The sequence below is a fragment of the Nocardioides marinus genome (genome assembly GCF_013408145.1).
GTDB classification, from domain to species: domain Bacteria; phylum Actinomycetota; class Actinomycetes; order Propionibacteriales; family Nocardioidaceae; genus Nocardioides; species Nocardioides marinus.
Genome location: NZ_JACBZI010000001.1, coordinates 1953501 through 1971121 on the forward strand (window position 1 = coordinate 1953501; position 17621 = coordinate 1971121).

17 protein-coding genes are annotated in these 17621 nt (G+C 71.6%); 10 read left to right on the plus strand and 7 right to left on the minus strand.

All coding sequences use genetic code 11. From position 1 onward, the window contains the following. Window positions 1-147 precede the first annotated feature (147 nt). Together BKA05_RS09295 and BKA05_RS09300 are read left to right on the plus strand one after the other, a co-directional pair. Window positions 148-1311 (plus strand): steroid 3-ketoacyl-CoA thiolase, encoded by a 1164-nt coding sequence (locus BKA05_RS09295; protein ID WP_179531192.1) that lies wholly within the window; start codon window positions 148-150, stop codon window positions 1309-1311. A gap of 156 nt (window positions 1312-1467) precedes the next feature. Next, the gene (locus BKA05_RS09300; RefSeq protein ID WP_179531193.1) at window positions 1468-2403 is read left to right on the plus strand and encodes a type IV toxin-antitoxin system AbiEi family antitoxin domain-containing protein; all 936 of its coding nucleotides are present in this window, start codon (window positions 1468-1470) and stop codon (window positions 2401-2403) included. Between the two features lie 116 nt (window positions 2404-2519). Here the strand turns inward: BKA05_RS09300 and BKA05_RS09305 are convergent, their stop codons facing one another. Together BKA05_RS09305 and BKA05_RS09310 are read right to left on the minus strand one after the other, a co-directional pair. After that, entirely contained in the window at window positions 2520-3401 is an 882-nt protein-coding gene (locus tag BKA05_RS09305; protein WP_179531194.1) for an SDR family oxidoreductase, read from the minus strand. 25 nt (window positions 3402-3426) lie between these two features. Further along, window positions 3427-4173, minus strand: a complete 747-nt coding sequence (locus tag BKA05_RS09310) for an SDR family oxidoreductase (protein ID WP_179531195.1) — start codon at window positions 4171-4173, stop codon at window positions 3427-3429. A gap of 130 nt (window positions 4174-4303) precedes the next feature. Between BKA05_RS09310 and BKA05_RS09315 the strand changes: the two genes are divergently transcribed. From BKA05_RS09315 to BKA05_RS09330, 4 genes are read left to right on the plus strand one after another with little or no spacing between them, the layout of a single operon-like run. Then, window positions 4304-5065: an enoyl-CoA hydratase family protein gene (locus BKA05_RS09315; RefSeq protein WP_179531196.1), complete on the plus strand. Its 762-nt coding sequence runs from the start codon at window positions 4304-4306 to the stop codon at window positions 5063-5065. Then, entirely contained in the window at window positions 5062-5958 is an 897-nt protein-coding gene (locus BKA05_RS09320) for a CoA transferase subunit A (protein ID WP_343045587.1), read from the plus strand. Before BKA05_RS09315 ends, BKA05_RS09320 begins: the two co-directional genes overlap by 4 nt. Continuing rightward, window positions 5955-6743, plus strand: coding sequence for a CoA-transferase subunit beta (locus BKA05_RS09325; protein ID WP_179531197.1), 789 nt, complete (start codon window positions 5955-5957; stop codon window positions 6741-6743). The genes BKA05_RS09320 and BKA05_RS09325 overlap by 4 nt, the downstream gene beginning before the upstream one ends. Then, window positions 6740-7822 (plus strand): nitronate monooxygenase, encoded by a 1083-nt coding sequence (locus tag BKA05_RS09330; protein WP_179531198.1) that lies wholly within the window; start codon window positions 6740-6742, stop codon window positions 7820-7822. Before BKA05_RS09325 ends, BKA05_RS09330 begins: the two co-directional genes overlap by 4 nt. 89 nt (window positions 7823-7911) lie before the next feature. Here the strand turns inward: BKA05_RS09330 and BKA05_RS09335 are convergent, their stop codons facing one another. Next, window positions 7912-8565: a sulfotransferase family protein gene (locus BKA05_RS09335; RefSeq protein WP_179531199.1), complete on the minus strand. Its 654-nt coding sequence runs from the start codon at window positions 8563-8565 to the stop codon at window positions 7912-7914. 109 nt (window positions 8566-8674) lie between these two features. Here BKA05_RS09335 and BKA05_RS09340 point away from each other — a divergent pair, with 109 nt between their 5' ends. Beyond that, a complete protein-coding gene (locus tag BKA05_RS09340) occupies window positions 8675-10027 on the plus strand; it encodes a CehA/McbA family metallohydrolase (protein WP_218842380.1) in 1353 nt (450 codons plus the stop codon). Window positions 10028-10064: 37 nt separating this feature from the next. On the opposite strand, the gene BKA05_RS09345 is transcribed toward BKA05_RS09340, so the two are convergent. From BKA05_RS09345 to BKA05_RS09360, 4 genes are read right to left on the minus strand one after another with little or no spacing between them, the layout of a single operon-like run. After that, window positions 10065-11228: an acetyl-CoA C-acetyltransferase gene (locus tag BKA05_RS09345; protein WP_179531200.1), complete on the minus strand. Its 1164-nt coding sequence runs from the start codon at window positions 11226-11228 to the stop codon at window positions 10065-10067. After that, window positions 11221-11907, minus strand: coding sequence for a TetR/AcrR family transcriptional regulator (locus BKA05_RS09350; RefSeq protein ID WP_179531201.1), 687 nt, complete (start codon window positions 11905-11907; stop codon window positions 11221-11223). Before BKA05_RS09350 ends, BKA05_RS09345 begins: the two co-directional genes overlap by 8 nt. Continuing rightward, on the minus strand, window positions 11900-12703 hold the full coding sequence (locus BKA05_RS09355; RefSeq protein WP_179531202.1) for an SDR family oxidoreductase: 804 nt from the start codon (window positions 12701-12703) through the stop codon (window positions 11900-11902). The genes BKA05_RS09350 and BKA05_RS09355 overlap by 8 nt, the downstream gene beginning before the upstream one ends. Before the next feature lie 3 nt (window positions 12704-12706). Further along, window positions 12707-13918 (minus strand): acyl-CoA dehydrogenase family protein, encoded by a 1212-nt coding sequence (locus BKA05_RS09360; RefSeq protein WP_179533088.1) that lies wholly within the window; start codon window positions 13916-13918, stop codon window positions 12707-12709. A 46-nt stretch (window positions 13919-13964) separates the two neighbouring features. Here BKA05_RS09360 and BKA05_RS09365 point away from each other — a divergent pair, with 46 nt between their 5' ends. Genes BKA05_RS09365 through BKA05_RS09375 form a run of 3 tightly spaced genes read left to right on the plus strand, consistent with a single transcriptional unit; the run spans window position 13965 to window position 17616 of the window. Next, window positions 13965-15500, plus strand: coding sequence for a FadD3 family acyl-CoA ligase (locus BKA05_RS09365; RefSeq protein ID WP_343045588.1), 1536 nt, complete (start codon window positions 13965-13967; stop codon window positions 15498-15500). Further along, the gene (locus BKA05_RS09370; RefSeq protein WP_179531203.1) at window positions 15500-16747 is read left to right on the plus strand and encodes an acyl-CoA dehydrogenase family protein; all 1248 of its coding nucleotides are present in this window, start codon (window positions 15500-15502) and stop codon (window positions 16745-16747) included. The genes BKA05_RS09365 and BKA05_RS09370 overlap by 1 nt, the downstream gene beginning before the upstream one ends. Continuing rightward, entirely contained in the window at window positions 16744-17616 is an 873-nt protein-coding gene (locus BKA05_RS09375) for an acyl-CoA dehydrogenase family protein (RefSeq protein ID WP_179531204.1), read from the plus strand. Before BKA05_RS09370 ends, BKA05_RS09375 begins: the two co-directional genes overlap by 4 nt. Window positions 17617-17621: the final 5 nt, after the last annotated feature.

Sequence of the window (17621 nt, forward strand, 5' to 3'; positions counted from 1 at the left end):
CGCCGAGCACGCGAGGTGGAACACGTTCTAGTGAGCAGCATTACATACCGGCGGTAGGTGAGCAACGGTGCAACACGAGGTGGCACTCGCCTGCCACGCAGGCGCCTCGGCTTGTCGGCGTACGAGAACGTGTTCTAGTTTTGAGCCATGGGTACCCCAGTGATCATCGACGCCGTCCGCACCCCCCTCGGCAAGCGCAAGGGCTGGCTGGCCGGCGTGCACCCGGCCCAGCTGCTCGGGTTCGTGCAGCGCGAGGTGCTGTCGCGGGCCGGCGTCGACCCCGAGCTCGTGGAGCAGGTGGTGGGCGGCTGCGTGACCCAGGCCGGCGAGCAGTCCAACGACATGGTCCGGCGGGCCTGGCTGCACGCCGGGCTCCCCCAGCACACCGCCGGCACCGCGGTCGACGCGCAGTGCGGCTCGGGCCAGCAGGCCACCCACCTCGTGGCCGACATGATCTCCGCCGGCACGATCTCCGTCGGCATCGCCTGCGGCGTGGAGGCGATGTCACGCATTCCCCTGGGCGCGAACGTCCCGCCGGGCATGGGTGACCCCCGACCGGACGACTGGACCATCGACATGCCCAACCAGTTCGAGGCGGCCGACCGCATCGCCCGGCATCGCGGCCTGACCCGCGGCGACCTCGAGGCCTTCGGGCTCGCCTCGCAGCAGAAGGCGCGCGTCGCGGTGGACGAGGGTCGCTTCAAGCGCGAGATCGCGGCGTACGAGGCGCCCGTCCTGGGCGAGGACGGCACACCGACCGGGGAGACCCGCCTGGTCGAAGCCGACCAGGGCCTGCGTGAGACGACCCTCGAGGGCCTGGCCGGTCTGAAGACCGTGCTGCCCGACGGCATGCACACCGCCGGCACCTCCTCGCAGATCTCCGACGGCGCCTCGGCGGTGCTTCTCATGGACTCCGACCTGGCCGCCTCGCTCGGGCTCAAGCCCCGGGCCCGGATCGTGAGCCACTGCCTGGTGGGCTCGGACCCCTACTTCCACCTCGACGGGCCGGTCGACGCCACCCGTCGGATCCTGGACCGGACCGGGATGTCGATCTCCGACTTCGACCTGTTCGAGGTCAACGAGGCCTTCGCCTCCGTCGTGCTCTCGTGGGCCGGCGAGCACAGGGTCGACATGGACAGGGTCAACGTCAACGGCGGCGCCATCGCCCTGGGCCACCCGGTCGGCTCCACCGGCACCCGGCTGATCACCACTGCCCTGCACGAGCTCGAGCGTCGCGACGCCTCCACCGCCCTGATCTCCATGTGCGCCGGCGGGGCCATGGCGACGGGCACCGTGATCGAGCGGCTCTGAGGGGTCGCTGGGCTGGAAGGTCTGACTGATGTCAGTCAGACCTTGCACTTCGCGGTCGAAGGTTCGACCGCGAACCCGAAGGTCTGACTCACGCAGCCACCGGAGCCTGTGGACAGGCTGCCGCGCTGCGGCCGGAGATCAGTCACGCTGCCAGGCATGCTCGAGCACCTGGCCAGCCCCCTCGGCGTCCTGCTGCGCCGCGACATGGTCGCGGCCGGCCTGGACGACCGCGCCATCCTGCATCGCAAGCGCGCGGGACAGATCGTCCCCCTTCGACACGGCGCGTACGCGCTGGCGACGGCATGGCAGGCCGCCGACGGACGTACGCGCCATCTCATGCTGTCCGAGGCAGTGCTCGAGCTCTTCCGGGACGACGTCGCGCTGTCACACGTCAGCGCCGCCATCGCGTACGGCGCTCCCGACTGGCAGGTCCCCCTCGGCGAGGCCCATCTCACCTCGCTCCACCGCATCGGGGAGCGCAACCGCGCCCGGGTCAGACACCATCGTGGGGAGCTGGGTGTCCTCGACGTGACCCGGTCGGAGGGCCACTGGATCACCACGCCGACGCGCACGGCCCTCGACACTGCGTCGATCCTGACGAGGGACGCCGCCGCCTGCGTCCTCGACTGGTTCATCGAGCAGGGGACGACCAGCCTGCCTGAGCTTCGCGCGACCCTCGACGCACGCGACGCCTGGCGGGACCACCTCGACCTGACCTACAAGCTGTCGCTCGCCGCCGCTGGCTCGCAGAGCGTGGGCGAGACCCGCAGCCGGTTGTTGTTCGGCGACCACGGTCTGCCCTCACCCGTCCTCCAGCTCGAGATCCACGAGCCTGGCGGCCGCCTCGTGGGGATCGTGGACTTCGCCTGGCCCGAGCACCGACTGATCGTCGAGTTCGACGGCCGGGAGAAGTACCACCGGCATCGACGCCCCGGGGAGACCATCGAGCAGATGGTGCTGCGCGAGAAGGCGCGTGAGGACCGGATCCGCGAGCTGACAGGGTGGACCGTCGTACGCATCACCTGGGCCGACCTGGTGCGGCCGGACCTGCTCGTGGCCCGACTGCGCCGGTTCATGGCGAGGGCAGCTTGACCGGACGCTTCCGAGCGCCGGGTCACCGCTCCCTGAGCGTCAGACCTTCGCGTGTGCGGTCGAAGGTTCGACCGCGACGTGAAAGGTCTGACTGACATCAGTCAGACCTTCCCAGATCACGCCCCGTACACCGGCTCCGGAGCGGGGGCAGCAGCGATCATGGACCGCAGGGCGGGGCCGACGTCGGCAGCGGACCACCGACCACCGGCGTCGCGGGACTCCCCGTGGCGCCAGCCGTCCTCGAGGGTGATCAGCGAGCCGTCGATCTCGATCATCCGGCCGGTCACGTCACCGGCGTCCTCGGAGGCCAGCCAGGCCACGATCGGGGAGTTGTCCTCGGGCAGCGCCATCTCGGAGGTGTCGAAGGCGCCCTCGGTCATCCGGGTCTTCGCCACCGGCGCGATCGCGTTGACGGTGACGCCGTAGCGACCCATCTCCTGGGCGGCGACGAGCGTCAGGCCGGCCACGCCAGCCTTGGCCGCGGAGTACGCCGACTGTCCGACCGAGCCCTGCAGCCCCGCACCGGAGGAGGTGTTGATGACCCGCGCGGCGCGCTGGCGACCCGCCTTGGACTCGTCGCGCCAGTAGGAGCCGGCGTGCCGCAGCGGGGCGAAGTGGCCCTTCAGCAGCACCCGGATGACCGCGTCCCACTCCTCCTCGGAGGTGTTGACCAGCATCCGGTCCCGCACGAAGCCGGCGTTGTTGACCAGGATGTCCAGCCCCCCGAAGGTCTCGACGGCCTGCTGCACCATCGCGGCCGACTGATCCCAGTCGGCCACGTCGGCGGTGTTGACCACAGCCCGCCCGCCGGCGGCCTCGATCTCGGCGACCACCGACTCGGCCGGCGTCTCACCGGTGTCCTCACCGGCGAGGGACACGCCGTAGTCGTTGACGACCACCGCGGCACCGTGCCGGGCGAGCTCGAGGGCGTGGGCGCGGCCGATGCCGCGACCGGCACCGGTGACGATCGCGACGCGACCGGCGAGGAGAGAGGACACAGGGGCTCCTTGGGATGTCGGTGGTTCAGATGTGCAGGAAGACGGGCGGCTCGCCGCCGCCGTCGCAGGTGACCCGCGCGCCGGAGACGTACGACGCCAGGTCGCTGGCCAGGAAGACGGCCACGTTGCCCACCTCGGTCGGCGTCGCCATCCGACCGAGCGGGATGGTGGCCTCGATCGCGGCGACCCGCGAGTCGTCGCCGTAGTGGTCGTCGGTCTGCTCGGTGCGGCACAGGCCGACGTCGATCGCGTTGACCCGCACCCGCGGCCCCCACTCCATCGCCAGCGAGCGGGTGAGCGAGTCCAGACCGGCCTTGGCCGCGCCGTACGCGGCGATCGTGGGCGCCGGACGGTGGGCGGAGATCGAGGAGATGTTGACGATCGCGCCGCCCGTCCCCTGCTCCTGCATGACCCGGTTGGCGGCCTGGGCCAGCACCAGCGGGGCGCTGAGGTTGAGGGCGAGGATCTTGTCGTGGAAGCGCGGTGACGCGGTCGCGGCGTCGGTCGCCGGCGCTCCCCCGGCGTTGTTGACCAAGACGTCCAGCGACCCGTGCTCGGCGACGACCGCGTCCACGAGGGCAGTGACCGCCTCGGGGTCCCGCACGTCGCAGACGTGGTGGGAGCTGCCGGGGACCGGCTCCACCTCCGAGCGGGAGCAGGTGACCACGTTCGCCCCTGAGGACAGGAACGCCGAGGTGATCCCCCGGCCGATGCCGCGGGTGCCTCCGGTGACGAGGACGACCTTCCCGGTCAGGTCCAGCAAGAGCGCCATGCTGCTACCCTACCAAGCACTTGCTTGGTTGGGTCTCGACAGGCTCGACCACCGGATAGCCGGCTCGACCACCGGAAAACCGGCTCGACCACCGAGAGCCGAGGCTCGACCACCGACCTGCAGGAGCCACATGCCCATCACCTCCGAGCTCCGCGACGACGGCATCCGCGTCGTCACGATGGAGCACCCACCCGTCAACGCCCTGACCGTGCAGGGCTGGTTCGACGTCGCCGCCGCGCTCGACGAGGCCAGCGCCGACATGGACACCAAGGTCGTCTTGCTGCGCGCCGAGGGGCGGGGCTTCAACGCCGGGGTCGACATCAAGGAGATGCAGCACACCAGCGGCTTCGACGCGCTGATCGGCGCCAACAAGGGCTGCTACGCCGCGTTCAAGGCCGTCTACGAGTGCTCGGTGCCGGTCATCGCGGCGGTCAACGGCTTCTGCGTCGGCGGCGGGGTCGGCCTGGTCGGCAACGCCGACTGCATCGTGGCCAGCGACGACGCCTACTTCGGCGTCCCGGAGGTCAACCAGGGCGCGCTGGGCGCCGCCACCCACATGGCCCGTCTGGTCCCGCCGCACATGCTGCGCACGCTGTACTTCACCGCGCGCACGATCAAGGCCGTGGACCTCGTGCAGTTCGGCTCGGTCCTGGAGACGGTGCCGCGCGAGGAGCTGATGGACGCCGCGCTGCGGGTCGCGACCGACATCGCGAGCAAGGACACCCGGGTCATCCGCGCCGCCAAGGAGGCGCTCAACGGCATCGACCCGGTCGACGTGAACAAGAGCTACCGCTTCGAGCAGGGGTTCACCTTCGAGCTGAACCTCGCCGGAGTGGCCGACGAGCTGCGCGACGAGTTCGCGGGCACCGAGAAGGCGAAGGGGAGCAAGTGAAGGGCCCACGCGACAAGCGGATGTCGATCGACGAGGTCGTCGACACCCTCGAGGACGGCATGACCATCGGCATCGGCGGGTGGGGGCCCCGGCGCAAGCCGATGGCCCTGGTCCGCGCGATCTACCGCTCGGGGCTCAAGGACCTCACCCTGGTCAGCTGGGGCGGCGCCGACGTCGGCCTGCTGACCCGCGCCGGCAAGGTGCGCAAGCTGGTCTACGCCTTCGTCTCCCTCGACAGCGTGCCCCTGGAGCCGAACTTCCAGAAGGCGCGCCAGGAGGGCACGGTCCCCGAGGTCGTCGAGCTCGACGAGGGCATGTTCAACACCGGGCTCCAGGCCGCCGCGCAGCGCCTGCCGTTCCTGCCGATGCGCGCCGGCCTGGGCAGCGACGTCCTGGTGAACAACCCCTGGATCAAGACCGTGCAGAGCCCGTACGACGAGGGGTTCGGTCACGAGGAGCTCGTCGCCGTGCCCGCGCTGCGCCTCGACGTGGCGCTGGTCCACATGAACCGCGCCGACCAGCACGGCAACGCGACGTACCTCGGCCCCGACCCGTACTTCGACGACCTGTTCTGCATGGCGGCCGACCGTGCCTACGTCAGCTGCGAGCAGGTCGTCGACACCGCCGGCCTCAGCCACGACACCCCGGTCCAGCGGCTGCTGCTCAACCGGATGATGGTCAGCGGCGTCGTCGAGACGCCGAACGGCGCGCACTTCACGACCTGCACCCCCGACTACGAGCGCGACGAGAAGTTCCAGCGCGCGTACGCCGCTGCCGCCGGCGGGTCCGAGGAGGACTGGCAGGCGTTCCACGACCGGTTCCTGGCCGGTGACGAGGCGGCCTACCAGGCGGCCGTGACGGCCTTCCGCAACGAGCAGGAGCAGCAGGCATGAGCACCAGCACCGACCTCACGACCGCCGACGTCTGCGCGGCGGCGATCGCCGATGCCTTCAAGGACGACGGGGAGATCTTCGCCAGCCCGATGGGCATGCTGCCAATGCTGGGCGTCCGGCTGGCCAAGCTGACCTCCAACCCCGACCTGGTGATCTCCGACGGCGAGGCGCTGTTCCTCGCCGGGGTGCCGCCGCTGTTCGCCAAGGCCGACAAGGTCGAGGGCTGGATCCCGTTCCGTCGGGTCTTCGACGTCGTGGCCTACGGCAAGCGGCACGTGATGATGGGCGCGACCCAGATCGACCGCCAGGGCAACCAGAACATCTCCGCGATCGGCGACTTCGCCCAGCCCAAGCGCCAGCTCCTCGGCTCGCGCGGCGCCCCGGGCAACACGGTCAACAACCGCACGTCGTACTGGGTCCCCAGGCACTCCCCCCGCGTGTTCGTGGAGGCCGTCGACATCGTCTCGGGCGTCGGCCCGTCGCGTGCCGCGGCCGCCGGGCCCGCGGCCAGCCGCTTCAACGACATCCACCGGATCGTCTCCAACCTGGGCGTCCTCGACGTCAACGGCCCCGAGCGCACGTTGCGGCTGCTCTCGGTGCACCCGGGCGTCACCGTCGACGAGGTCCGCGCGGCCAGCGGCTGCGAGATCCACGTGGACGGCGCGGACAGCGACGTACCCGAGACGCGGCTGCCCACCACCGAGGAGCAGCTGATCATCCGCGAGGTGCTCGACCCCAAGGGTCTGCGCTTCAAGGAGGTCCCCCGACCGGAGGCGGCCACGTGATCGAGCAGCGCATCCGTACGCCGTTCACCGACCTCGTCGGCGTCCGGCACCCCGTCGTCCAGACCGGCATGGGCTGGGTCTCCGGTGCCCGGCTGGTCTCCGGCACCGCCAACGCCGGCGGGCTGGGCATCCTGGCCAGCGCGACGATGTCCTACGAGGAGCTCGAGGAGGCGATCGTCGAGGTCAAGGGCCGCACCGACGCCCCCTTCGGGGTCAACCTCCGCGCCGACGCCGGTGACGCCCCGCAGCGCGTGGAGCTGCTCATCGAGCACGGTGTGAAGGTCGCCTCCTTCGCGCTCCAGCCCAAGCCCGAGCTGGTCTCGCGGCTCAAGGACCACGGCGTCGTCGTCATGCCCTCGATCGGTGCGGCCAAGCACGCGATCAAGGTCGCCGGCTGGGGTGCGGACGCGGTGATGGTGCAGGGCGGCGAGGGCGGTGGCCACACCGGCCCGGTCCCCACCACGCTCCTGCTCCCGTCCGTCCTGGACGCGCTCACCAGCGTGGACAGCGACATCCCGGTCGTCGCTGCGGGGGGCTTCTTCGACGGGCGGGGCCTCGCCGCCGCCCTGTCGTACGGCGCCGCCGCGGTCGGCATGGGCACCCGCTTCCTGCTCACCCAGGACTCCGCGGTCCCCGACGCGGTCAAGCAGCTCTACCTCGAGCGCGGTCTCACCGACACGGTCGTCACCGCCAAGGTGGACGGGATGCCGCACCGGATGCTGCGCACCGGCCTGGTCGAGGAGGTCGAGGAGACCTCACGCCTGCGCCGGCTCGGCCCGACGGCCAAGCGGACGCTGGAGTTCAAGAAGGACTCCGGGATGTCGTGGTTGGGGCTGGCCAAGGACGGCCGCGCCATGAAGAAGGCGTCGGGTCGCACGCTCGGCCAGATGGCGCTGGCCGCGAACACGCCCACGATGCTCAAGGCCGGTCTCGTCGAGGGCGACACCTCGGCGGGCGTGCTGGCGTCCGGCCAGGTCGTCGGGATGATCGACGACCTGCCCACCTGCGAGGAGCTGATCGACCGCGTGGTCACCGGTGCCGCCCAGGAGCTGGGCCGGGCGGCGTCGTACGTCGTCTGACCGACTCGTCGACCGGAACTGCCGCTTGTCGACCGGAGTTCCGGTCGACAAGCGCCGGTTCCACCACCCGGGTGGTGGAACTGCCCCGCTCAGCCGCCCGGCACGTACCCCTGCGGCGGCGCCCACTCGCCGTCGTTGTCGAGCAGGTGCTGCCAGATGTCGTACTCGGCGCGGTAGTGCTCGGTCAGGCGCGATCGGGTGTCGGGCGAGAGCTCGGGCAGGGCCTGCGAGGTCGACCAGTTCTTCGTGACGACCTCGACCTCGCGGCCCAGGCGCCGGTCGATGTAGCCCTGCCAGGCGTCGGGGCGCTCGAGCGCGAAGATGCGGTCCACGCCGATGGCCAGGGAGTCGTCGAGGGAGACGAAGCGCGCCTGTCGGCCGTTGATCGCGCCGGGCCGACCCTCGATGTGCGCGACGACGAACTCCTCGAAGGAGACCTCACCGGTCCACTTGCCGTCGTTCTTCTCGGCCAGGGCCGGGCGCTGGCGGTAGCGCCACCAGGACTCCAGCCACGACACCGGCTCGCGGTAGAGCGTGACCAGCTCGTAGTCGCTGCGCTGGTAGCCGGCGCCGGCCAGCACCGGGACCATCCGCTTGGTGAAGGTGCGGCAGTTCATGTGCTTGAGCTTGGGGTTGACCCGCATCAGGATCTCCGCGTGCCCCTTGAGGCTGGTGACCAGCGTCGTCGACGCACACTTGGGCATCGAGAGCATCACGAAGCCGTGGGCAGGCAGGGCGATCACGTCCGCGAACCTATCCCACGCAGGCTCCCCCACGAGTCGCCGCCCACTGGTCGCCGGACGTTCACCGGGTCGTCGCCGACGGACGCCGATGTGGTGCGTTGATCAGGCCATGTGCACCGACGGACACCACCACTCCCACGCTGACGGCGGCGAGCCCCGGCCGCTGCGGGTCCCGACGGGCCCGATGAGCCGGCGTACCTTCGCACAGGCCGGCGGCGGGCTGCTGCTGGCCGCCGGAGGGGTCGGCGCCGTCACCGGCACGGCGCTCTCGAGCAACGCCGCCCCCGGACGCGGCGCGTCGCGCACGAGCCGGATCACCCGTGGAACGCACCTGCTCCACGCCGACCTGCACAACCACACGCTGCTCTCGGACGGCGACGGGGACCCCGCCCTGGCCTTCGACTCCATGCGCGCCGCCGGCCTGGACGTGGCGGCGCTCACCGACCACGCCACCCTCAGCGACAACGTCCTGGGCGAGGTCCTCGCCGGGCTGCTCCCCCAGGAGTACAAGGGCCTGGCAGGCATCCACCAGGGCGACTGGGCGCAGACCAAGGCGTACGCCGACGCGGCGAACACCGACGGCGCCTTCACCGCCATCCGGGGCTTCGAGTGGTCCGAGCCGCTGCTGGGCCACGTCAACGTGTGGTTCACCGAGCACTACGTCGACGTCCTCCAGGCCGGCCTCATGCAGCCGTTGCTGGACTGGCTGGCCAGGGAGCCGGGCCTGGTCCTGGACGGCGGTGCGGACGGGCTCGCCGGCTTCAACCACCCGGGGCGTGAGCCGGGACGGTTCCAGGAGTTCCACTACGACGGGCGGATGCGCGACCGGATCGTCAGCCTGGAGATGTTCAACCGGGGTGACGACTACCTCTTCGAGGGCTGGGCCGACGGGAAGTCCAGCCCGCTGTGCGCCTGCCTCAACGCCGGCTGGCGCACCGGCATCGCCGGCGTCACCGACGAGCACGGCACGGACTGGGGCTTCCCCGAGGGCAAGGGCCGCACCGGCCTGTGGGTCACCCACCACACCCGCGGTGGGGTCAAGCGCGCGATGAAGCGCCGCCGGTTCTTCGCCACGCGTACGTCGGGGCTGCGACTCGACGCCGTCGCGACCCCGCGCCGGGGCAGGCCGGTCCGGATGGGCGGCACGCTCCCGATGCGCAAGGGCCCGGTCAGGATCCGCCTCGACCTCGCCCGCGACCGGTCCTGGCGCGGCCGCCGGCTGCACGCCCAGGTGCTGCGACCCGGACCGGAGGTCCCCGAGGTGGTGGCCGTCGAGGAGTTCACCGTCGGGCCGGTGCTGGACCTGCGTGTGAAGGTCGACGTCGAGGACGGCGACTGGATGCTGGTGCGGATCTCCGACCCCGACGAGCCCAACGCCACCCCCGGCCCCGACGGTCACCCGTGCAACGACCTCGGCGTGGCCTACACGAGCCCGTGGTGGCTGGAGCCGCAGGCAGGCTGACCTCCCGGCCGTGCGCGAGCGACCTCTCGGCGGTGGGTCAGAGGCGCTCGATGATGGTGACGTTGGCCTGGCCGCCGCCCTCGCACATGGTCTGCAGGCCGTAGCGCCCACCCGTGCGCTCGAGCTCGTTCAGCATGGTGGTCATCAAGCGGGTGCCGGTGGCACCGATGGGATGACCCAGTGCGATGCCGCCGCCGTTGACGTTGACCTTCTCGTGCGGGGCCCCGGTCTCCTTCATCCAGGCCAGCACCACCGACGCGAAGGCCTCGTTGCACTCGAAGAGGTCGATGTCGTCGATCGAGAGCCCGGTGCGCTCCAGGGCGTGCTTCGTGGCCGGGATCGGGCCGGTGAGCATCCAGACCGGGTCGTCACCGCGCACCGAGAGGTGGTGGACGCGAGCGCGGGGGGTGAGGCCGTGCTCCTTGACCGCCGCCTCGGAGGCGATCAGCATCGCCGAGGAGGCGTCACAGATCTGAGAGGCCACCGCGGCGGTGATCCGGCCGCCGGGGGCCAGCGGCTGCAGGCCGGCCATCTTCTCCAGCGAGGTCTCCCGGGGGCACTGGTCGGTGTCGAACACGGTGCCGTCGGCCAGCGTGACCGGCTCGATCTCCCCGGCGAAGCGGCCTCCGGCGATGGCGGTGAGCGCCCGCTGGTGCGAGGCCAGGGCGAACTCCTCCATGTCCTCGCGGCTGATGTCCCACTTCTCCGCGATCATCTCGGCCGAGCGGAACTGCGAGACCTCCTGGTCGCCGAAGCGCTCCTGCCAGCCCGGGGACTCCGCGAACGGGGTCGAGAAGCCGTACTGCTGGCCGACGAGCATGGCCGCGGAGATCGGGATCGCCGACATGTTCTGCAGGCCGCCGGCGACCACGAGGTCCTGGGTGCCGGACATGACTCCCTGGGCGGCGAAGTGCACCGACTGCTGGGAGGAGCCGCACTGGCGGTCGATCGTCACCCCGGGCACGTGCGCCGGGAGACCGGCCACGAGCCAGGCGGAGCGGGCGACGTCGCCGGCCTGGGAGCCGATCGTGTCGCAGCACCCCATGATGACGTCGTCCACGGCGCCCGGGTCCACACCGGTGCGGCGCATCAGCGCCGACAGGGCGTGGCCGCCGAGGTCGGCGGAGTGGACCCCCGCCAGCGCTCCCCCGCGCTTGCCGACCGGGGTGCGGACGGCGTCGATGATGTAGGCCTCAGGCACTGCTGTCTCCTTGCTCGGATGGTCTCGACGCCCGCTCCTCGCTGGCGCTCGTCGCTGCTCGACCACCGGACGTGGCGATCCCGTCGAGCAGGATGGTGAGGTACTGGTCGGCGACCTCGGTGGTGGTGTGCGGCCCGCCGGGGCGGTACCACCGCACGGCCACCCACACGGTGTCGCGGATGAAGCGGTAGGTCAGGGTGATGTCGAGGTCCGAGCGCAGCGCGCCGGACTCCACGCCCTCGGTGAGAAGGCTGACCCAGACGTCGCGGGACTGCCGGTTGCGCTCGGCGAGGTAGCCGAAGCGCTCGAGCTGGCCCAGGGTCGCTGCCTCGTTCTGGAAGATCGCGACCTCGGCGCCGCGCCGCTCGATCGTCTCGAACGACAGCCGCACCGCCCGCTCGAGCTTGGAGCGGGCGTCGTCGGTGCTGGCCAGGATGTCGTCGTACGCCGCGAACAGCTCGGCCTGGAAGGTGCGCATGAGCTCGTCGACCATCGACTCCTTCGAGTCGAAGTGGTGGTAGAGGCTGCCCGAGAGGATGCCGGCGGCGTCCGCGATGTCGCGGACGGTGGTGTTGCGGAACCCCTTGGTGGCGAAGAGGTCGGCCGCGATCCGCAGCAGCTCCTCGCGACGGCTCGCTCCCGCCGTCGAGGCCGCTGGGCCGCCGGCCGGCTCAGGCATGCTGGCTGCTCACCGACACGACCTCGCCGGTGAGGTAGGAGGAGTAGTCGCTGGCCAGGAAGACCATCACGTTGGCGATCTCCCAGGGCTCCGCGGCACGTCCGAAGGCCTCACGCTGCTTGAGCTCGTGCAGCAGCTCCGGCGAGGTGACCTTCTCCAGGAACGGGTGCATCGCCAGCGACGGGCTGACCGCGTTGACGCGGATGCCGTGCGGGGCGAGGTCGAGGGCCGAGCACCGGGTCAGCGCCATCACCCCGGCCTTGGCCGCGGCGTAGTGGGCCTGGCCCTCCTGGGCCCGCCAGCCGATGACCGAGGCGTTGTTGACGATGACGCCACGGGTGCCGTTGGCCACCATCCGCTGGCCAGCGCCGCGCACGCAGCGGAACGCGCCGTTGAGCGTGATGTCGAGGACCTTCAGCCACTGCTCGTCGGTCATCTCCAGCACTGAGGTGGTGCCACCCAGGCCGGCGTTGTTGATCATCACGTCCACACCACCGAGCTCGTCGGCGACGTCCAGCATCGCCTGCACGTCCGACTCCTGGGTGACGTCGCAGACCAGCTGCCGCACCCGGTCGGCGCCGAACTCCTCGGCCAGCGCGGCCTCGGCCTCGGCCAGCCGGCGCTCGTGGGTGTCGGAGAAGACGACCGCCTTGGCACCCTCCTCCAGGACCCGGCGCACGACGGCGGCACCGATGCCCGCGCCGGCGCCCGCCGTCACGGCGACCACCTTGTCGCGGAGCAGGTCGTGAGGAGGGACGTACGCCGGGGTCGGCTGCTCGGGGCGGGTCGCGGTCATTCGTCAGGCTCCCTTGGGCTCGCGGGGCAGGCCGAGCACTCGCTCGGCCAGGATGTTCTTCTGCACCTCGTCGCTGCCGCCGTAGATGGTGTCGGCGCGGGCGAAGAGGAAGAGTCGTTGCAGCTCGTCGAGCTCGTAGCCGGCGGCACCGCGGTCGTGCGGGACCTGCAGCAGCCCGTCGGCGGCCATCACGTCCATCGCGACCTCGCCGAGGCGCTGGTGCCAGTTGGCCCAGACGATCTTGAAGATCGACCCGGCGCCACCACCGGCCGCGGAGTCCTCGCCTCCGGTCACGGCGGAGAGCCCCCGGATGCCGTTGGCGCGCATCACGGTGAGCTCGGCCTGCAGGGAGGCGAGCCGGTCGCGCAGCACCGGGTCGTCGATGCTGCCGTTGGCCCGTGCCCGGTCGCAGACGAGGGCGAGCTCGCGCTGGAAGCCGACGACCTGGCCGAGGGTCGACACGCCGCGCTCGAAGCCGAGCAGGCCCATCGCCACCCCCCAGCCCTTCCCGACCTCGCCGACCACGAGGTCGGCGTCGGTGACGGCGCCGGTGAAGAAGACCTCGTTGAACTCCGAGCCGCCGGTCAGCTGCTCGATGGGCCGGACCTCGACACCGGCCTGGTCGAGCGGGACGAGCAGGAACGAGAGCCCCTGGTGGCGCTGGGACCCGGGCTCGGTGCGGGCCACGACGAAGACCCACTGGGAGAAGTGCGCGTTGGACGTCCACACCTTCTGTCCGTCGATCACCCACTGCGAGCCGTCGTCGGAGAGCCGCGCGCGCGTCTGGACGTTGGCGAGGTCGGAGCCGGCGTTCGGCTCGGAGTAGCCCTGCGCCCAGAGCTCCTCGACATCCCGGATGCGCGGCAGGAACCGCTCGCGCTGCGCGTCGGTGCCGAAGGCGATGAGGGTCGGGCCGAGCAGCTGCTCGCCGAGGTGGTTGACCGTCGCCGGCGCGTTGGCGCGCGCGTACTCCTCGTGGAAGACCACCTGCTGCCACAGGCTCAGCCCGCGACCGCCGTGCTCGGTCGGCCAGCCGACGCAGGTCCACCCCTCGCGAGCCAGGAAGCGGTTCCACTCCAGGCGCTCGTCGAGCGCCTCGTGGTCGCGCCCGGGGCCGCCGAGGCCGCGCAGCGCCTTCCACTCGCCGGCCAGGTGGTCCTCGAGGAAGGCGCGCACGTCGGCGCGGAACGCCTCGTCCGCTGCTGAGTAGCCCATGTCCACGAGTGCTACCCTACCAAGCACTTGCTTGGTTGAGTGAGAGGTGATCGCGATCAGCGTCGTGGACGAGCAGACCATCCCGACGGTCCTCCGGGCCGCTGCGGCACGCTTCGGCGACCACCCGGCGTACGTCGAGGGCGGCACGTCGCTCTCCTACACCGACCTGCTCGACCGGGTCCGACGGACCGCGGCGGGATTCCGCGACCGCGGGCTCGAGCCGGGTGGCCGGGTCGTGGTCTGGGGCCCGAACAGCATCGACTGGGTCGTCGCCGCCCTCGCCACGTCGTACGCCGGCGGCGTGCTCGTCCCGGTCAACTCGCGCTACACCGGCACCGAGGTCGCGGCGCTGGTCGACCGCACCCACGCGGTCCTGGTCGTCGTCGCCGACGGCTTCCTCGGGCGCACCCAGGTCGCCGACCTCCGCGCGGCCAGTCCGCTCAGCTCGGTGCGCGAGGTGGTCGACCTGGCGCACCTCCACACCGTGGAGGCCGACCCCGACGACACCCTGGACCGACTGGCGGAGAGCGTCGCGGCCGACGACGTGGCCGACATCCTGTTCACCTCCGGCACCACCGGCCAGCCCAAGGGCGCCATGTCCGCCCATCGCCAGAGCATCGGCGTGGCGCGGGCGTGGGCCGAGCTCGGCGGGGTCCGCCGGGACGACCGCTACCTCGTGGTCAACCCGTTCTTCCACTCCTTCGGCTACAAGATCGGCATCCTCGTCGGCCTGCTCACGGGCGCGACCCTCTACCCGATGGCGACCTTCGACCTCGACGAGACGATGCGCCTGATCGAGGACGAGCGCATCACCGTGCTCCCGGGCGCGCCGACGATCTACCAGTCCCTGCTCGCCGACCCCGGCCGCGAGCAGCGCGACCTCTCCAGCCTCCGCCTCGCCGTGACCGGGGCCGCCGTGGTGCCGGTGGTCCTCATCGAGCGGATGCGGGCCGCCGCGCCCGAGGGGCTGGGCGTCGACCAGGTCGTGACGGCGTTCGGCATGACCGAGGCGGTCGTGGTGACGATGGCGCGCGAGGGTGACCCCGCCGACCTGGTGGCCAGCACCTGCGGCAGGGCGATCCCGGGGATGGAGACGCGCATCCTGGAGCCCGGCGAGGACGGCAGCGGCGAGCTGCTAGTCCGTGGGGAGTTCGTGATGCTGGGCTATCTCGACGACCCCGAGGCGACCGCCGAGGCCATCGACGAGGACGGTTGGCTGCACACCGGTGACGTGGGTGTGCTCGACGTGGCCGGCAACCTCCGGATCACCGACCGGCTCAAGGACATGTACATCTCCGGCGGGTTCAACGTGTACCCCGCGGAGGTCGAGCAGTCGCTGATGCGCCTCGACGGGCTCGCGGACGTCGCCGTTGTCGGCGTGCCCGACGAGCGGATGGGCGAGGTCGGCAAGGCGTTCGTCGTCCGCGCCGACTCCCCCGCCGGCGAGTCACTGACCGCCGACGACGTGATCGCGTTCGCCAGGGAGCACCTGGCGAACTTCAAGGTGCCGCGACAGGTGGAGTTCACGGGCGCGCTCCCGCGGAACCTGTCCGGCAAGGTGCTGAAGAAGGATCTGCGCTGATGGACCTGACCCTGTCCGAGACCGAGCTGGCCTTCCAGGCCGAGGCACGGGAGTGGCTGGCGGCGAACGTGCCGGCCGAGCCGCTGCCGTCGATGGACACCCCCGAGGGGTGGGTCCTGCACCAGGAGTGGGAGAAGCGGCTCGCCGACGCCCGCTACTCCGTCGTCTCCTGGCCGCGGGAGTTCGGCGGGCGCGAGGCCTCGCTGGTGGAGTGGGTCGTCTTCGAGGAGGAGTACTACCACGCCGGTGCGCCCGGTCGCGTCTCCCAGAACGGCATCTTCCTGCTCGCGCCGATCATCTTCGAGCACGGCACCCCCGAGCAGCAGCAGCGCTTCCTGCCCTCGATGGCCACCGGCGAGCGGATCTGGGCGCAGTGCTGGTCCGAGCCGGAGGCCGGCTCCGACCTGGCCTCGCTCCGCTCGACCGCCCGGCGCGACGACGAGCGCGGCGGGTGGGTCCTCAACGGCCAGAAGACCTGGTCGTCGCGCGCCGCACTGGCCCACTGGGGCTTCGGGCTCTTCCGGTCCGACCCGCAGGCGCAGAAGCACGCGGGGCTGACCTACTTCCTCTTCCCGCTGGACGCCGAGGGCATCACGGTGCGCCCGATCGCCCAGCTCGACGGCGAGGCCGGTTTCGCCGAGGTCTTCTTCGAGGACGTCTTCGTCCCCGACGCCGACGTCCTCGGTGGCGTCGGTGACGGGTGGCGGGTCGCGATGAGCACCGCCGGCAACGAGCGCGGCCTCTCGCTGCGCTCCCCCGGCCGCTTCACCGCCGCCGTGGACCGCCTCATCGACCTGCACAACGCCGGTGGTCGAGCAGCGACGAGCGCCAGCGAGGAGCGGGCCACCCCCGGTGGTCGAGCAGCGACGAGCGCCAGCGAGGAGCGGGCGTCGAGACCCCGGGGGCAGGTCACCGACCGCGTCGTCGACGCGTGGGTGCGGGCGCAGGCCTACCGCCTCTACACCTGGGGCACCGTCACCCGGCTCGCCGCCGGGGGCGACATGGGTGCCGCGGGCTCGGTCAACAAGGTGTGGTGGTCCGAGCTCGACGTGGCCCTGCACGAGACCGCGCTCGACATCCTCGGCGCCGAGGCGGAGGTCGAGTCGCCCTGGCTCGACGGCTACACCTTCTCGCTGTCCGGCCCGATCTACGCCGGCACCAACGAGATCCAGCGCAACATCGTGGCGGAGCGGATCCTGGGCCTTCCCCGCGAGCCCAAGGGCCAGCCGAAGGAGGCAGCCAAGTGAGGTTCGAGCTCGACGAGGACCAGCGCGACTTCGCCGCCGCCCTGGAGTCCCTGCTCTCCGGCGCCGGCACGGTGGCCGCCGCCCGAGCGTGGGCCGACGGCGACCACGCGCCGGGCCTGGGCCTGTGGAAGCGGCTGGCCGACCTCGGGGTCCTGTCGCTGGCCACCGAGGCCTCGCCGGTCGAGGTCGCGATCGCGCTCGAGGCGCTGGGACGGCACGCCGTCCCCGGCCCGTGGGTGGAGTCGGCGGCGTACCTGCCGATCGCGCTCGGCCGCGAGGTCGAGGGCGTGGCCACGGTCGCGCTGCCGCCGCACGTGCCGTTCGCCCTGGACGCCGATGTCGCCGACGAGGTGTACGTCGGAGCGACGCCCGCCACGCGTGTCGGTGAGCAGGTCACGTCCGTGGACCGGACGCGACGGCTCTTCCGTGTCGAGGGCACCGGTGAGCCGCACCGGGAGGCGATCGACCTGGCCGTCCTGGCCACCGCCGCCCAGCTGCTCGGCGCCGGCGAGCGGGTGCTCGCCGACTCGGTCGAGTACGTCAAGCAGCGCACCCAGTTCGGTCGCCCGATCGGCTCCTACCAGGCGATCAAGCACGCGCTCGCCGACGTGCGCATCGCGCTCGACTTCGCCCGCCCGCTGGTCCTCGGAGCAGCGCTGGACGAGATCGACGTCTCCGCGGCCAAGCTGGCGGCCGGGGACGCGGCGTACCTCGCCTCCCGGGTCGGTCTGCAGGTGCACGGCGCCATCGGCTACACCGCCGAGTTCGACCTGTCGGTGTGGCTGACCAAGATCCGCGCCCTGGTCACCGCCTGGGGCACGCCCGACTTCCACCGCGGCCGGCTGGCTCAGCAGCTGGGCCTGGACTGAGGACG

Coding starts and splice junctions, on each gene's coding strand:
- BKA05_RS09295 (WP_179531192.1), top strand. CDS start 148: ATGGGTACCCCAGTGATCATCGACGCCGTCCGCACCCCCCTCGGCAAG.
- BKA05_RS09300 (WP_179531193.1), top strand. CDS start 1,468: ATGCTCGAGCACCTGGCCAGCCCCCTCGGCGTCCTGCTGCGCCGCGAC.
- BKA05_RS09310 (WP_179531195.1), bottom strand. CDS start 4,173: ATGGCGCTCTTGCTGGACCTGACCGGGAAGGTCGTCCTCGTCACCGGA.
- BKA05_RS09315 (WP_179531196.1), top strand. CDS start 4,304: ATGCCCATCACCTCCGAGCTCCGCGACGACGGCATCCGCGTCGTCACG.
- BKA05_RS09325 (WP_179531197.1), top strand. CDS start 5,955: ATGAGCACCAGCACCGACCTCACGACCGCCGACGTCTGCGCGGCGGCG.
- BKA05_RS09340 (WP_218842380.1), top strand. CDS start 8,675: ATGTGCACCGACGGACACCACCACTCCCACGCTGACGGCGGCGAGCCC.
- BKA05_RS09350 (WP_179531201.1), bottom strand. CDS start 11,907: ATGCCTGAGCCGGCCGGCGGCCCAGCGGCCTCGACGGCGGGAGCGAGC.
- BKA05_RS09355 (WP_179531202.1), bottom strand. CDS start 12,703: ATGACCGCGACCCGCCCCGAGCAGCCGACCCCGGCGTACGTCCCTCCT.
- BKA05_RS09360 (WP_179533088.1), bottom strand. CDS start 13,918: ATGGGCTACTCAGCAGCGGACGAGGCGTTCCGCGCCGACGTGCGCGCC.
- BKA05_RS09370 (WP_179531203.1), top strand. CDS start 15,500: ATGGACCTGACCCTGTCCGAGACCGAGCTGGCCTTCCAGGCCGAGGCA.